12 protein-coding genes are annotated in these 15,930 nt (G+C 61.3%); 6 read left to right on the top strand and 6 right to left on the bottom strand.

The window, feature by feature from the left end:
• Positions 1 to 7: 7 nt before the first annotated feature.
• Positions 8 to 5,617 (bottom strand): excinuclease ABC subunit UvrA, encoded by a 5,610-nt coding sequence (locus tag ACZ5WW_RS16285; protein ID WP_377166361.1) that lies wholly within the window; start codon positions 5,615 to 5,617, stop codon positions 8 to 10.
• Positions 5,618 to 5,740: 123 nt separating this feature from the next.
• Here ACZ5WW_RS16285 and ACZ5WW_RS16290 point away from each other — a divergent pair, with 123 nt between their 5' ends.
• Complete coding sequence (locus ACZ5WW_RS16290; RefSeq protein ID WP_377166359.1) at positions 5,741 to 6,247, top strand: hypothetical protein; 507 nt, start codon at positions 5,741 to 5,743, stop codon at positions 6,245 to 6,247.
• Positions 6,244 to 6,552, top strand: coding sequence for a hypothetical protein (locus tag ACZ5WW_RS16295; RefSeq protein WP_377166357.1), 309 nt, complete (start codon positions 6,244 to 6,246; stop codon positions 6,550 to 6,552). The genes ACZ5WW_RS16290 and ACZ5WW_RS16295 overlap by 4 nt, the downstream gene beginning before the upstream one ends.
• Before the next feature lie 15 nt (positions 6,553 to 6,567).
• Here ACZ5WW_RS16295 and ACZ5WW_RS16300 read toward each other — a convergent pair whose 3' ends face one another.
• Positions 6,568 to 8,745, bottom strand: coding sequence for a thioredoxin domain-containing protein (locus ACZ5WW_RS16300; RefSeq protein WP_377166355.1), 2,178 nt, complete (start codon positions 8,743 to 8,745; stop codon positions 6,568 to 6,570).
• Between the two features lie 75 nt (positions 8,746 to 8,820).
• On the bottom strand, positions 8,821 to 9,735 hold the full coding sequence (locus ACZ5WW_RS16305; RefSeq protein WP_377166353.1) for a hypothetical protein: 915 nt from the start codon (positions 9,733 to 9,735) through the stop codon (positions 8,821 to 8,823).
• Positions 9,736 to 9,828: 93 nt separating this feature from the next.
• Between ACZ5WW_RS16305 and ACZ5WW_RS16310 the strand changes: the two genes are divergently transcribed.
• Positions 9,829 to 10,734, top strand: a complete 906-nt coding sequence (locus tag ACZ5WW_RS16310) for a LysR family transcriptional regulator (protein WP_377166351.1) — start codon at positions 9,829 to 9,831, stop codon at positions 10,732 to 10,734.
• 94 nt (positions 10,735 to 10,828) lie between these two features.
• Positions 10,829 to 11,491, top strand: a complete 663-nt coding sequence (locus ACZ5WW_RS16315) for a hypothetical protein (protein ID WP_377166349.1) — start codon at positions 10,829 to 10,831, stop codon at positions 11,489 to 11,491.
• A gap of 42 nt (positions 11,492 to 11,533) precedes the next feature.
• Here the strand turns inward: ACZ5WW_RS16315 and ACZ5WW_RS16320 are convergent, their stop codons facing one another.
• Positions 11,534 to 12,571 (bottom strand): hypothetical protein, encoded by a 1,038-nt coding sequence (locus tag ACZ5WW_RS16320; RefSeq protein WP_377166347.1) that lies wholly within the window; start codon positions 12,569 to 12,571, stop codon positions 11,534 to 11,536.
• Between the two features lie 173 nt (positions 12,572 to 12,744).
• Between ACZ5WW_RS16320 and ACZ5WW_RS16325 the strand changes: the two genes are divergently transcribed.
• Entirely contained in the window at positions 12,745 to 13,170 is a 426-nt protein-coding gene (locus ACZ5WW_RS16325) for a thioredoxin family protein (protein ID WP_377166345.1), read from the top strand.
• Positions 13,171 to 13,210: 40 nt separating this feature from the next.
• Here the strand turns inward: ACZ5WW_RS16325 and ACZ5WW_RS16330 are convergent, their stop codons facing one another.
• Together ACZ5WW_RS16330 and ACZ5WW_RS16335 are read right to left on the bottom strand one after the other, a co-directional pair.
• The gene (locus ACZ5WW_RS16330; protein ID WP_377166343.1) at positions 13,211 to 13,996 is read right to left on the bottom strand and encodes an NIPSNAP family protein; all 786 of its coding nucleotides are present in this window, start codon (positions 13,994 to 13,996) and stop codon (positions 13,211 to 13,213) included.
• 65 nt (positions 13,997 to 14,061) lie between these two features.
• The gene (locus ACZ5WW_RS16335) at positions 14,062 to 14,970 is read right to left on the bottom strand and encodes a sugar phosphate isomerase/epimerase family protein (protein ID WP_377166341.1); all 909 of its coding nucleotides are present in this window, start codon (positions 14,968 to 14,970) and stop codon (positions 14,062 to 14,064) included.
• Positions 14,971 to 15,146: 176 nt separating this feature from the next.
• Here ACZ5WW_RS16335 and ACZ5WW_RS16340 point away from each other — a divergent pair, with 176 nt between their 5' ends.
• The gene (locus ACZ5WW_RS16340; protein WP_377166339.1) at positions 15,147 to 15,899 is read left to right on the top strand and encodes a hypothetical protein; all 753 of its coding nucleotides are present in this window, start codon (positions 15,147 to 15,149) and stop codon (positions 15,897 to 15,899) included.
• Positions 15,900 to 15,930: the final 31 nt, after the last annotated feature.

A 15,930-nucleotide genomic window follows, 5' to 3' on the forward strand; every position in this document is an offset into this window, starting at 1 on the left:
GCACAAATCACAAAAACCGCGCCGTCTGGCTCGCCTTGCACTTCTTCACCTGCTCCGGCGTGCCCGCTGCCACGAGCTTTCCGCCTTCGGGCCCGGCTTCGGGGCCGATGTCGATGAGGTAGTCGGCCTCGGCATAGACGTCGGGGTGGTGCTCGATGACGATGACGGTGTGGCCTTCATTCACGAGGCGATGCAGCACGTCGATGAGGCGTGCCACGTCCTGCATGTGCAGTCCGATGGTGGGCTCTTCGATGAGATACAGATTGCGTTTTCCGGCCACGGTGATGCCCTTCAGCCGCTCCTTGGCTGTGCGGCCGTCTCCGCTGCGCAGTTCGGTCACCAGCTTGATGCGCTGCGCCTCGCCGCCGCTGAGCGTGGGGCTGGGCTGGCCTAGCTGGAGGTAGCCCAGGCCGGTGTCCGCCAGCAGCTTGAGCGGGCGTGCGATCTTCTGCACGGAAGCGAAGAACTCCGCCGCTTCGGTGATGCTCATGCGCAGCACATCGCCGATGTTTTTGCCGTTGTACTCGATCTCCAGCGTGGAGGCGTTGAAACGCTGGCCGTTGCAGGTCTCGCAGTGCACGCGGGTGGTGGGCAGGAATGCCATCTCCACTTTGATCTCGCCATTGCCGCCGCAGGTCTCGCAGCGACCGCCTTCAGTATTGAAGGAGAAACGGCTGGCCGTGTAGCCACGCGTACGCGCCAGCGGCACCTGGGCGAAGAGCGCACGGATGTCATCCAGCACACCCACGTAGGTGGCGGGGCAGGAGCGGCTGGTCTTGCCGATGGGGGACTGATCCACCTCATGCACGGTCTGCAGGTTTTCGCAGCCAGTGAGGCTCTTCCAGGTCTTCGTGAACTTCTGCTTGGTCTTGCTGATCTTCTCACGCACCGCAGGTGAGAGAGCGCCATGCATCAGCGAGCTCTTGCCGCTGCCGCTGACGCCCGTGAGCACGGTCAGGCGGCCCAGCGGGAAGGACACATCCACGTCCTTCAGATTGTTCACCGTGGCGCCGGTCAGGTGCAGCCAGCCGTCCTTGGACTTGGCCGCAGGCAGGGGGCGGCGCTTGCCATGGACCGGATGCTGCATGGGGGTGCGCAGGCTGGCGCCGGTGACGCTGTGCTTGTTCTTCAAAATTTGCGGCAGTGTGCCCTGTGCCACGATCTGCCCGCCGAACTTGCCCGCGCCAGGCCCGAGATCGAGGATGGTGTCCGCACGCTTCATCGTCTCGTCGTCGTGCTCCACCACGAGCAGGGAGTTGCCCTTGTCCCGCAGCGCGCTCAGCGTGTCGAGCAGCCTCTCGTTGTCACGCGGATGCAGGCCGATGGTGGGCTCATCCAGCACGTACAAGACACCGCGCAGATTGCTGCCGAGCTGCGCGGAAAGGCGGATGCGCTGCGCCTCGCCGCCGCTGAGCGTGTCGGCGCTGCGGTTGAGCTGCAGATAGCCAAGACCGACCTCCTGCATGAACTGCAGGCGCTGCGCGATCTCCTTCACAATATCCCGCGCGATGATGGCCTCGGTGCCTTCAAATTTTAATTTGGCCAGCAGCCTGCCCGCGTCTCCCGCCGTGAGTCCGGCGAACTGCTGAATGCGCGTGCCCTGAAGCTGCACGGCGCGGCCGATCTCATTGATGCGGCTGCCCTGGCAGCTCGGGCAGATCTCGCGTGGTTTTTCCTGCTCGTCATCTGCGCTGGCAAAGCGGCGCTCCTCTTCCAGCTCCGCCTCCAGCACGGAGACATCTGGCGCACGGTCGCTGTGGTCGCTCCTGTGCCCGGTGACGCCAAAGCCGCGGCAGTCTTTGCACCAGCCGTGCGGGCTGTTGAAGCTGAAGAGGCGCGGGTCCAGCTCTTCAAAGGACAGGCCGCAGGAGGGGCAGCTCATCTCCGTGCTGAGCACGTGCGTGGTCTTGTCATTGATGCGCAGCTTGATGGTGCCCTTGCCCATTTTGAGCGCGGCCTCGATGTGGGTGCGGAGCTGGTCGGCATCGTCCTCTTTGGAAAAAAGGGAGATGACCGCGTCGATCGTGTGCTCTTTGAAGCGCTCGAGCTTCTTGAAGCCCATCGTGTCGCGGAACTCACCATCCACCAGCAGCGTCTCGATGCCGTGCTTGGCCGCGTTTTCGGCCACGTCAGTGTGGAAGCCTTTGCGCGCCTTGATCAGCGGCGCCATCAGGTGGCCGCCACCGCTGCGCAGGTGCTGCTGCACCGTTTTCAGAATGGCCTGCACGCTCTGCTTCTTCACCGGCACGCTGCAGGCGGGACAGTACTGCGTGCCCAGCTTGGAAAAGAGCAGGCGCAGGAAATGATACACCTCCGTGACGGTGGCCACGGTGGACTTGCCACCGCCGCGCGAGATGCGCTGCTCGATGGCCACCGTTGGCGGCACGCCCGTGATGAGGTCCACCTCCGGCTTTTCCATCTGCTCCACAAACGTGCGCGCATAGACGGACATGCTGTCCAGAAAGCGCCGCTGCCCCTCGGCAAAGATGAGGTCAAACGCCAGTGAGGACTTGCCCGACCCGCTCAGCCCCGTGACCACCACAAATTCATCACGCGGAATATCCACCGAGATGTTTTTCAGATTGTGCTCGCGGGCTCCGCGAATGCTGATGGTGTTCGTTGTCCGTGTTTGAGCCCGCTGTGGAATGCTCGCACGGGGTGTTTCCCGAACGACAGACCCGGAGCCAAGCACCTGCTTGAGATATGTGCCGGTATGTGACGCACTGCATTCCGCCACCTCTTCCGGCGTACCCGCGACGACGAGCGTGCCGCCCGCCTCGCCGCCATCCGGCCCGAGATCGATGACCCAGTCGGCGCATTTGATCACCTCCAGGTTGTGCTCGATGACGAGCAGGCTGTGGCCTTCGTCCACGAGGCGCTGCATCAGCTTCACCAGCAGCGCGATGTCGTCAAAGTGCAGGCCCGTGGTGGGCTCGTCCAGCAGCAGCAGACTGCCCGCAGAAGTACCTGCGGGGTTTTCAATGAGGTGCCCGATGAGCTTGAGGCGCTGCGCTTCACCACCAGAGAGCGTGTTCAATGGCTGGCCAAGCTTCAGATAACCGAGGCCGGCCTCATTGAGCAGGCGCAGCTGCGTGACGATCTGCGTTGCTTTCTTGGAAGACTCAAAGAGCGGGCTGCCAAACCACTCCACGGCGGCCTCTGCCGTCATGCCCAGCACGTCGTGAATGCTGCGGCCATGCAGCAGGATCTTGAGTGCATGCGGCTGGTAGCGCCGCCCCTCGCACTCGGGGCAGGTCACATACAGGTCGCTGAGGAACTGCATCTCGATCTTTTCAAAGCCATTGCCCGCGCAGCGCTCGCAGCGCCCCTCGCCGGAGTTGAAGCTGAAGAAGCCGGGCATGATGCCCTGCGCCTTGGCATCTTCCGTTTCGCTGAAAAGCGTTCGGATGTGATCAAACGCGCCCAAAAACACCGCAGGTGTGGAGCGCGGCGTGCGTGCCAGCGGCGACTGGTCCACCATCACCACCTGATGCAGCTTTTCGTGACCTGAGATCTTGCTGACCTGCCCCGGCTCCTCCTCGCATACCTCGCCACGCAGGCGCTGCAGGTTTCGGTACAGCACCTCATGCACCAGCGTGGATTTGCCTGATCCGCTCACACCCGTGATGCAGCAGAAAACTCCCAGCGGGATGTCCACATCCAGCTTCTTGAGATTGTTCTGCCGCGCGCCGTGGATGGAGAGAGTTCCAGGCTTTGGGTTTGCAGCCACTCCTTTGCGACCACCCTTGTTTTTGGCGGGAACTTCATCTGCTGGTTGCGCAGAGGGCTTTGAAATCGTGCGCCGCTTCTCCGGCACCGGCACGCTCTTTCTTCCAAACAAGTAATCCCCGGTGAGCGACTTCACCTTTGCACCCAGCTTCTCCAGCGGGCCGCTGTACACCAGCTCGCCGCCTTTTTCGCCACGGCCGGGGCCGATGTCGATGAGGTTGTCGGCGCTGCGCATCACTGCTTCTTCGTGCTCCACGACGAGCAGGGTGTTGCCCTTATCACGCAGGCCCTCCATCACGCCGATGAGGCGGCCGATGTCGCGCGGATGCAGGCCGATGCTGGGCTCGTCCAAAACGAAGAGCGTGTTTACCAGCGAGGCCCCCAGACAGGTCGTCAGGTTTACGCGCTGCAGTTCGCCGCCGCTCAATGTGCGCGTCTGGCGGTCCAGATTCAGGTAGCCCAGGCCCGCGCGGTCCATGTAGCTGAGACGGCTGACGATCTCTCCGCGCAACATGGTGGCCACGTGGTCGCTCTCCTTGATCGGCCAAGACAGCGCCAGTGGATGCAGCTCGCTTACCGGCAGGCGCGAGAGGTCGGCGATGGTGTGCGTGCCGATGCGGAAATTGTACGCCTCCTTTTTCAAGCGCCCGCCGCCGCAGTCGCCACACTCCGTGTAGGCGCGGTAGCGGCTGAGGAAGACGCGCACATGCATCTTGTAGCTGCGTGACTCCTGCCATTTGAAAAACCCGCGCACGCCGTACCACTCGCCACGGTTGTAGGCCTCCTCGGGATCATCCCGTGTGCCTTCGATGAGCCACTTGCGGTCTTCCGCTGAGTAATCCTCAAACGGCTTGTGGATGTCCACACCGCGCTTGCGTGCCGCACGCTCCAGATCGAGCTGGGATTCGCCATACGTGCTGCCCTGAAACGGGCGCACCAGCCCCTGATTGATGCTCAGCGACTCATCGGGAATGGCCTTGCGCATGTCCAGGCCCAGCGTGCGGCCAAAGCCACGGCAGGTGGGACACGCGCCGATGGGGCTGTTGAAGCTGAAGAGCCCCGGCGTCGGCGCAGGAAGCGTGATGCCGCAATCCGCGCAACTCCAGTCGGTGGAAAAGTGCAGCGTCTTATCGTCGATGCTCACCGCCACCTTTCCCTTGCCGTAGCGCAGCGCGGCCTCCAGCGCCTCGCTCACACGAGCGCGTTGCTTCGTTTCCAGCACGATGCGGTCCTGCACCACCAGCACCTGAGCGGGCAGCTTACGGCCTTTGAGAGCGTCCTCATCATCCAGACGAATCACATTCCCATACAGCCACACGCGCAGAAAACCCTGCGACTGTAGAAACGCGGCAAAGTCCGCCGTCACCGTGTTCTTCGGCACCGGCACAGGAAACAGAATCAGCGCCTGTTTGCCCGTATGCCCGCTCAGCAGCTCGTTGAGAATGCTCTCCGGCGACTCCGGCCTCACCGGCCGCTGGCAGGACGGGCACGTCGCCTCCGCCAGACGCGGGAAGAGCATCTTGAGGTAGTCATTGATCTCCGTGATCGTGCCGACCGTCGAGCGCGTGCTGCGCATGTTGTTCACCTGCTCGATGGCAATGGCCGGCGGGATGCCCTCGATGGCGTCCACCTTCGGCTTGTCCATGCGCTCAAAGAACTGCCTCGTGTAGGGAGAGAATGTCTCCACATAGCGCCGCTGCCCTTCCGCATAGATCGTGTCAAAAGCCAGCGATGACTTCCCCGAGCCGCTCGGCCCCGTGATCACATTCAGCTTCCCCAGCGGCAGATCGAGATCGATCCCCTTCAAATTGTTCTGCCGCGCCCCGCGAATGCGAATGACATCATCGAGAGACTTCCTGGCGGCGGATTTTGGAGCGGCACGAGACATGAGGGTGCGAGAGTAGCGATACGCCCCGTGGTGGCAAATAGGCGCTCGGGATGATGAAAAGAAAGCGCTACGAAGTGGAATTTGCCTCTAGCCAAGGATCCAAAGCTGTTTGTAGTCCATTTGATGAGTTCTGAGCCAAAACATCCTACAGCAGAACAGCTCAAACGAGCGGCTATCTGGGGAATTGTAATTATTGTTGCATTATGGGCCTTATCCGGATTTTTAATCACATGGGGGTCATCCAACCCCGGCACATTCGGAGACATGTTCGGTGCGGTGAATGCCCTTTTCTCGGGGTTGGCGTTTCTCGGCGTTATTTTCGCCATCGTTCTTCAATATCAGGAATTGAAAGAGCAACGCATGGAAATCGAGCTTTCTCGAATTGCGCAGCAGGAGTCTGCCAAGGCTTTGACTGCTCAGTTGAGAGCCGCAGAGACGAGAAGCCGGTTAGATTCATTAAACTTGCTCATCGAAGCTCAGCGACGAATCTTGGACCGAATAGGAGAGGGAGATACAATTGCTGAAGCAAAGCTACGGACCAAATTAGAACGAAGGATAGCGGGATATGAGACCAAGTTGGAACGGTTATTGGAAAACGAAATTGAGCATTACAAAAAAGAAGCCTCATGAATACTGATGGACTAGATGTACAACTGTTGATCTCTAAAACGCTAGGCTTTACCAAAGCAATTTCGAAGCTCTCTCCAGAAGAACGCAGCCAATTTCCATCGCAAACATTTGGAGACGACTATAATTCTTTACGCACCTTGGTTCTAACCCGTTTTCCAGAGCTTCAAAAATTCATGCCGCCAGTGGCCCTTAGTGACATGATTAATACTGGTTTTTTGGTTACTCTTCAGCGATATGGTGAAATCTTAACTTTCTGCGAGCAGATTTATCAAATGCTTGCAGTGGTTAATGAGGAAAAAGAGTGAGCAGATATTATTTTATCATCTCCCCAGCACCCTCTCCAGCCCCTCCGCCGTCGTCACCGGTGCCTGACACGTAAAATCCCGGCACACATACGCCGCAGCCTGTCCATCCACCGGCTTCATTCCCGCGAGCACCTCATTCTGCGTGCCGAGCCACTGCTGCCCGGCCCCGCCATCGGCGCAGAGAATCACCGCAGTCGGCAAAAACCGCCGCTGCACGTTCGCGGCCAGCTCTTTGAACGCCGCGCTTCCCGCATCTCCCGCCAGCACGATCTGCTGCTTGCCACGGTGGTGCAGATCAAAAGCAATCGCCATCACCGGCACCGATGACGGACTGCTTTGCAGCGTAGATCCAAACAGCGCAAAAATCCTCTCCGCCTCCTTCTTCCACTCATCCTTGGCCAGCAGCGCGCTCAGCCGTACCAGATTGAGCGCCGCCAGCGAGTTCGGCGAAGGCTCGGCACCGTCGTAATCTTCCTTGATGCGCAGCACGCTGTTTGGCATGTCAGTGTGCACGCTGTAGTAGCCGCCGTCTTTCGTGTCGAGGAAGTGGGTGTCCATCTCGGTCTGCAGCGCAGCGGCCCATTGCAGCCACTTCACATCAAAGGAGGCCTGGTAGAGATCAATGAGGCCGTGAATGAGACAGGCGTAGTCGATGGCAAAGGCGCGCGGACCGCGCACGCCTTCGCGCCAGGAGCGGTGCAGCTCCTTGCCGGGTGTGGTGCAGAGCTGGTCGTGCAGGAACTGCGCGGCACCGGCGGCCAGTTTGATCATTCCCGCATCGGCAAACGCGGCTCCGGCACGGGCGAGGCCGGAGATCATGAGCCCGTTCCAGGCGGCGATGACTTTGTCGTCCAGATGCGGGCGCGGACGTTTGGCGCGGACCTCATAGAGCTTGGCGATGCTCCGGTCGATGATGACTTTGACCTCCTCCGGGGACTTCTTGAAGTACTCCCCGGTCTTCTTGAAGGAGACGGCACGGTAGAGGGTGTTCAGGCCTTTGAGCTCGCCATGCGGATCGCTCTCTGGACGTGCATTCCCATCGCGGCGCGCGCCATAGGCATAGCGGAAGATGTTGCCGTCTTCCTTGCCGAGGACCTCGTCGATCTCGGCAGCCTTCCACACGTAGAAGGCGCCCTCGGTTTTGTGCTCGGCATCGGTGGTGGCCAGGCTGTCGGCGTCTTCGGCGGAGAAGAAGCCACCCTCCGGGTGCCGCAGGTCGCGCTTCACATAGTCCACGGTGCTGCGCACGATGTTTTCAAACAGCGCGTTCTGCGTGAGCTGCCAGGCCTCGGTGTAGGCGTTGAGCAGCTGCGCCTGGTCGTAGAGCATCTTTTCGTAATGCGGGATGTGCCAGTAACCGTCCACGCTGTAGCGATGGAAGCCGCCGCCGATGTGGTCGCGCATGCCGCCATTGGCCATGCCGCGCAGCGTTTTCACCGTCATCTCCATGGCCCATACGCTCTCGGACTGGCGGTCATTGTCTTTGCGCTCTGCCAGGATGCGGTGCACGCGCATGAGCAGGTTCAGCGTGGTGGGGCGCGGAAACTTGGGAGCGCTGCCAAAGCCGCCTTCATGATAATCGAAGGAGCCGGAGAGGTCATCGTAGGCCTTTTGCACCAGCGTCTCGTGATTGATGTCCGCCAGCGAGGTGTTCTCGTTGTCGAGATGCTCCTGCAGCTTGTCCACGGAGCGCGCGGCACGTTCGTCGATGCCCTTGCGGTCCTCCGTCCACACCTTGTGCAGCTCATTGAGCAGGTTTTTGAAGCCGATGCGGCCCGGCGAATTTTCCGGCGGGTAGTAGGTGCCGCCGTAAAAGGGCTTCAGCTCGGGCGTGAGGAAGACATTCATTGGCCAGCCGCCGTGCCCACTCGCCGCCTGCACATAGGTCATGTAGGTCAGGTCCACGTCCGGGCGCTCCTCGCGGTCCACTTTGATGGGGATGAAGTGATCGTTGATGATTTTGGCCGTCTCCTCGTTCTCAAACGACTCGCGCTCCATCACATGGCACCAGTGGCAGGTGGAGTAGCCGGATGAGAGAAAGATGGGCTTGTCCTCGGCCTTGGCTTTTTTAAAAGCCTCCTCGCCCCAGGGCAGCCAGTTCACCGGATTGTGGGCATGCTGCAGCAGGTAGGGAGAGCGCTCCTTGGCGAGGGCGTTGGTGTACTTGGGGGGCTGGGCAGACGTTTCGCTCATGGTTGGTGGTACAAGGATAACGTCCGCATGCAGGCGGGGGTTGCAAGGAGGGGCTTCAAGGGAAAGCCCCCGTTCTCATCCTCCTCCTGCCTTCCTTTTTGGCAGCTTCTTTGCCGCCAGCCAGAGCAGTGCGCCTGCGGCCAGTGCCAGCGCGGACCAGAGCCAGGGGCTGCTGCCTGATGCTAGGCGTGAGCCGACGGCAGAACCGGCCAGCCGCTCCTCGGTGCCGAGCGTCGCGGCGACCTGGGAGGCGGTCTCATATTCAAAACGCGAGAACTGGAGATCATGGCGCGTGTAGGGGGCGCCCTGGTTGCCATAGCAGAGATGCACTGGCGTGGTGTCCGGTACACGAAAAAGCAGCTGCACGACTGGATACACCACGCGGGCGGAGGTGATCTTCAGGCGCGGATTGCTGCCGTTGTCCGTGGCAATACGGATCGAGCCAGCACGTGGGGCCGAGAAAAGACCCAGATGAAAAGTGCCTGCGGGCTGGCCGCTTTGGCGCTGCCAGTTTGTCTGGCTCAGGATGCGTTCAAAACGCCCCTGCTCCGTCTCACGCTGCTCTGAGACCACGAGCGTGCGTGCAAATACAGCCGTGGGGGACTCCAGCAGCAGCTCGCTGGCGGGAAAGTTGGGATACGGCATCTGCAGCTCCCATGCGGACCATGTGGGTCCCTGTGCGCCGGACACTTCCGCGATGGGGACTTCCATCTCGCGTTCCACGCCAGGCTTGGTGGCAATGAAGGGAAGCTGATGGCCGTCGCGCACCACGCGCATGTCGTGCAGATCATTGGCCGCACGAGCCAGGACTTCCGGCGGGATCTCCACCATGATCACTCCGGCTTGCTTGAACTGCACCTGCCGCTGGAACGACCACGGTGAGACATCAATGGCCGGACCCACATCACCGATTTTGGGCTCGGCGCTGGTTTCGGCGCTCCCGGCAGCCGTGGACAGGCACAGGACGAGCAGCAGCAGATGCGGTTTCATAAATGAATGTGACGCCCGAGGGGCGAAGCCCAAAAAAGAGCATGGATGCGTAAGCCGCGCATCCGCGAGAAAGGAATATTTCCACGTGGCATCATGGGCAAACGGTATAGCCTTGTCGGCGGCATGAATGTCCATCACCTCGAACTTTTTTATTATGTGGCACACCATGGCGGTGTGAGTGCGGCGGCACGGGCCATGCCTTATGGCATCCAGCAGCCGGCCATCAGTGCGCAGATTCTGCAGCTTGAGGACGCGCTGGGAGTCACCCTGTACCAGCGGCGGCCCTTCCAGCTTTCACGGGAGGGGCAGACGCTCTATGATTTCATCGCACCCTTTTTCGACGGCCTCAGCGAAATGGCCGACCGCCTGCGCGGCGGCGGCGAAAACCGCCTGCGCATCGCCTCGGCGGAGGTCGTGCAGCGTGACTACCTGCCCGAGCTGTGCGTGCGCATGCGAAGGCGCGTGAAGGGCTTTCATTTCACGCTCACCCATGGGCGCCAGCAGGAGATCGAGACCCTGCTGGCCGCGCAGGAGGTGGACATTGGGTTTGGCACGCTCACGGAAAAAACCACCGCCAACATCGAGTCGCGCGAGCTGCTGCGGCTGCCAATGGCGCTGCTGGTGCCGGAGAAAAGCGGCATCACGAAGGCGGCGCAGATATTTGAAAAAGACCGCATCGACCTTCCGCTGGTGACCCTTGAGGCCAGAGATGTGGTGTCGCGGTCATTCCAGTCCGCTTTGCGCCAGCGTGGTCTTGAATGGCTGCCCAGCCTCGAAGTGGGAAGCTTCGATCTCGTGCTGCGCTACGTTGTGGAGGGTTTCGGTGCGGGATTGGTGCTGCGCCACCCGCGCATGGAGCTGCCGGCCAGCGTGAGGGTGCTCGCGTTGGATGATTTCCCCATGCTGTGCTTTGGCGCGCTCTGGACAGGGCGCCTCTCACCGCTGGCAGAGGCGTTTCTAGCCGAAGCAACTGCGCTGGCGGGCGAGCTGGTGCGGTGAAGTGTTTTTCGTGATGTTGCATCTGCGCAGTCATCTCACGGCATGCCACAATCGAATGAATAAGCCCGGGGCCTATGCGTCCGAAGTGGGGAACATGAAAACCACATCGCTTCTTTGGCTCGCCTCTCTGACTGCCGCTGCTTCGCTCTCCTCCTGTGTCGACGGCCCTTACGTTTCCGGTTATGGCTACGGTTCCGGTTATTCGTCCCCGTCCGGCTACTATGGCGGCGGCTACGGCTCGCGGCCGGTCATGACCTACAGCAGCTTTAACAGCTACACCTCACGGCCCTCCTCCGGCTATTCACACCGCTCTTACTCCTCGCCGAGCTTTGCTTCATTCTTTGGCGCTCCATCACAGCACTCCAGCCACGGCTACTCTTCACCTGGCTCCTCTGTCCATCACCAGCACCACTCCACCAGCCGCCCGGGCGGAGGTTTTTCCGGCTCTCCGTTTTCGTTGGGCGGCAGCTCCCATCATTCCGGTGGCGCTGCACATTCTTCAGGCGGCAGTGCCGGGAGCTTTGGTGGCGGATTTGGCGGCGGCACGACGCATCACTCCGGCGGTGGCTTTGGTGGTGGCTTTGGTGGTGGGCATGGCGGAGCTTCGGCGGGCGGTTTCGGCGGCAGCTCCCACCCCGGTGGCCACCCCTCAGGCGGTGTCTCACACGGTGGCTTTGGCGGTGCTTCATCAGGGGTGGCTGGGGGCGGCCACTCCGGCAGCGGACGTCACCACGGCGGTCGGCATGGCATGCACTGATAAGCGGGCCGCTCTGCAAAGGATCTGATCGCCTGCTGAAGGCTATTCCTGGGGCAGATGGCCGATCAGACGTGGCTTGCCTGCGCCTTCCCACAGCATCATGCCAAGGCCTTTGTCTTCATCCGCATCACCGTAATAAAACACCCGTGGCCTGCCACGCACCTCGGTGGCGCAAAAGCCCGCGGCAAATTCCATGTCCTCGGCGATCACTTCTGTCTGGTTCAGCGACCGGGACATGGCATCGATCTGATCTTTCAAACTGGGGGAATCCTCGGACGTCGGGGCATAGAGAGGCCTGGCAGGCATGGGCAGGCGCATGATCGCCGCCATGTGGCGTCCGCGCAGCTGGGCGTAGATCCACTTTCCTGCGGGGGCCACATGCTCCACCCACAGGCTGCCGCCATTCGCCTCGTCTGTGTTCAGGATGCCCAGCGGGGCGATGCGTGCCCCGACCAGCGTTCCCAGCCGCTCCATGCCTGCGTCATCATTCATCTCGATGCCGCCCTCCCACACATCTCCCTGGGTGATGAAAAACAAACGGCCGTCGCTCGAAAATGCACCGCCTGTGGCATCGCTCACGCGCCGGCAGAAGATGGGCAGAAAGGCGTGCTTGCCGCCTGGTTTTCGGCCGTAGAAAGTCCCCATGCTCGTCGCGTCAGCCGTTTCATTGCCGCAGACAAAAAGGCAGTCCTTCAGCGGCGTTCCGGGAGCGGTGGCCACAAAAAGGTCCGTGGCTCCCACCACGGGTGCGGTGGTGCAGACGCGCCTGACTGGCGTGGCGGCACCGGGCGTCCATACCCACACGCCCTCTTTGGCAAGAAACAGCGTTTCACCGTCGCTGCCCGCGGCGACGCTTTCGATGCTCTCATCCTTCAGCTCCGCCGGTAGCGGGGCCTGTGTGATCTTTCCGGTGGCAACGTCCACCTGCACCAGTCCGGTGCGACCTCTGCCTCCCAGCCCCATCGTCACCGTGCTGCCATCTTTCGAAAAAAACGCCTCATTGGCCGTGGCCGGGTGAGGCGAAAAAGCGAGTGACAGTGAGGCGCAGGCCAGAAGTGCCGGAAGTCGGAAGCTGCTCATGGCGCACCGCTTAGGTCGCTCTGATGGCAAGTCAATGCCCATCGGGTGTCCATGAAGGGTATGCGGGCTCCTGGAAACAACGGGCGATTTTTTCGCAGCACCCAGATTCTGGGAATAAAAATCGCTGCCGGCACATCTCAGAAATCGTACCTCTGTTACCCCCCCAAACACGCATGAAAAAAACCATCCTCCTAGTTCTCGCCGCCGTCACGAGCCTCGCCCTGGCCAGCGATTTTCCGAAAGGAAGCCCGCCCTTTCAAGACAGCAGCACCGGCGCCATGAGCGCCGCGAAAGCATCTGGCAAGCCGGTCGTGCTGATTTTTTCCGCCGCCTGGTGTCCGCCCTGCCAGGCCATGAAACATGACGTCTATCCCAGCGCCGAGGTGAAGGCCTTTCACGACAAATTCGTCTGGGCCTACCTCGACATCGACGATCCTCGCAATGAAGGCGTCGCCAGCAAATACGGCGTCAATGGCATTCCGCACATTGAGTTTCTCAATGCTGCCGGAAAAGAAATCGGCAAACAGGTCGGCGGCGTTTCCACCGAAGACTTTGCCAAAACGCTGGAAAGCGTGCTGGCAAAGGCGAAGAAATCCTAGCCGTGAAAACTCGAAGAGCCGGGAGCGGTCTTCCGGCTCTTCAGATCTGCGAATAGGGCGCAGGCACCAGCACGATGTTGGTGATGCGGGAGACGATCTCCTTGTCCGTAAAGCCCGGCGTGGTCTTGAGCTTGGTCCAGTCTGGGTCCACCCGGAAGGTGCCCCAGGCCTTGTCCTTGGCGGCGGCATCGCTGAAGCTCAGCATGTAGGTCAGGTTGGGCATGAGCGGGCCGATGATGGTCTCGCCAAAGAAGACGGCGTTCAGGCCGCTGCGCTTGAAGATCTCCAGCTCGCCGATGTTGAACATCTCGATCTTCTTCTTCGCCGTTTTCTCCGTCGGGCTCTCGTAGATGCGGAGTTGGTACACCTGACTGCCCTTGGCGGCCAGCTCCATGGCAGGCATGCCGGAGATGCCCTGCGTCAGCCAGCTTTCCACACGGTCAAAGACCACATCCGTGGCCGGAGCATTGAGGTGGGCCGCGCCCTGCTGCTGCAGCGCGGTGTCTGAAAGCAGCTCCACCGTTTTTGCCATCTGATCCAGCGAGCTGTAGCGCAGCACCACATACATCACGGGGGAGCCCTCCTGTTTTTCTGGCAGAAACACGCCCACGTTTTTCACACCCAGGCGGTTCAGCGCAGGGATGGCGGCGTCCTTCAGGTAGGCCTCCAGCACGGCCTGCTTCTCCGTGCTTTTCAGGGTGTATTTGCGGATTTCAAAATACTCGCGTGCGGCACCGGCTGGAGCATCGGCGGCGGCCAGGGTTTGAACAGCACTGGCAAGGCCGCTGGCGGCCACGGTGGATTTGAGGAAGGAGCTTCGGGTCATGGGGTCGAATTAAAAGTGGGCAGGTTGACAAAGGAAAGCGCGGATCCAAAAAGAAGGGGCAAGGATTACACCACCTTCGCCAGCGCACCTGCCAGCGCCACGTGGCATTTCTTCGCCGCGGCCACCGGATCATAGCCGGGCTTGCTGAAGATCTGCCCGCTAACCTCCACCACCACGGGGCCGTGGTAGCCGTGCTGCTTGAGGGCGGTGAAATACTTCACGTAGTCGGTTTTTCCTTCTCCGGGCAGGAGGAACTGAAACTTGGCAGCGTCTCCGCTCGCGTCTTTCACGTGGATGAACTGGGTGCGCGGCAGCAGCAGCTTCATGCTTTCCTCCATGTCGATGCCCTGCAGCTCAAAGTGGCTGTAGTCATACGTCACCTGGATGGCGGGGGACTTGACCTGCTCCAGCAGCCAGAGCAGGCGTTCGGGGGAGTTCACCGCGCTGCCCACATGCGCCTTGATGGCGATGGTGGCCTTCTCCTTTTCCGCCACTTCAGCCCAGGAGTGCAGCCGCTCCACCATGCCGGCCTTCTGCTGTTCCCACGTCGCCGGCTTGCCACCGCAGACAGTTTCGATGATGGGAGGCTTGGCGGCATTCATGTCGCGCGCGACCTGTGCGGCATCGCGGATGGTTTGCAGGGCCAGCGCGTGGGCCGTGTCATCGGCGGTGAGGCTGATGTTTACCATGAGGCAGGGCAGTTCCAGCTTGAGGGCGGAGAGCTGCTGCACGGCCTCCTTGCGCGCTTCAGGAGTGAAGACCTTGGGCTCGGTGGGAAAGCCGGCATTCAAGGCCAGTTCCACATTGGAGTAGCCGATCTCCGCACACGTTTTGAGCGCGTCTGCCAGCGTCAGCGTCTTCATGCCATACAGGCTGAAACCCAGGCTGACCCCGCCGGGAGAGGCCGCATGCGTGAGCTGTGGCAGAGCGGCAAAGCCGAGGGCGGTGTGCAGAAAGTGGCGGCGTGTAGGCATGGGGAGGTGTCGGTTGATGGCGTGTTTGCTAAACTAGCGGGCGCCGGATTCCTTGCATGAGAAGTTTCGCCTTTGGCAGGCATGCCACGCTGGCGGCGAAGCCCATGTCAGGGGGAGTGTCAGATTTTCGGCTACCTGGATGATCGTTCCTCCGCGTCCCCGCCGTACTTCCCCCCATGAGTCGTCTGCTCCAGGAGAAAAACGCGCATGCCCCCCGGCGGCTGTGTGCGGTACTCCCGCTCCTCATGCTGGGTTGCTGCCTCGCCGCCGCCAGGCTGCCCGCCGCAGAGGCCATGCCCCAGGCGCAGCAGGCGGAAGACGATGGCGCCATCCCGCGTGCGGTGCACATGGAGGACTTTGACGCCCTCGTGACCAATTCCCCCTTCACCCGCTCCCTGGGTGTTTCGGACTCGCTCATCCTCACCGGCGTCGCGCAGTTTCAGCAGGATGTCTATGCCACGCTGCTCGACACCAAGACCTTCGAGTCTCACGTCGTCTCCAAAACGCCCAACTATCAGGGCTGGCAGCTCGTCGGTGTGGGCGGTCGCAGCGAGGAGATGCAGACATGGTCCGCCAAAATCCAGATCCCCGGCGGCGAGGTCATCTCCGTGCGTTATCAGAAGCCTCCGCCTCGGCCCGCGAAGTCAAAGGCAGGCAGCAGTTCGGGTGGCGGCAGCGCTCCGGCCATCAGCTCCGCTCAGATGAACGAGGCCAAATCCGCCGCCGTAAACTACAAGGAGGGCTTCTCATCCGACGGCTACCCCAAAGCCCCGCCCCCTGAGATGGTCGCCAAGCTCTCCCGACTCAGCACCTCCCAGCGGGAAGACATCAACCGCCAGATGTTCAACTACCGCAACCAAGGGCTGGGGCTGGACGAGCGCCGCAAGATCTACGAGGGGCTGGTGGAGAAGTCGCTGCAGCGGCGGTAGCGGGGCATGTGCCGGGGGCTCTGGACCCGGT

The sequence above is a fragment of the Prosthecobacter fluviatilis genome, from assembly GCF_055388355.1.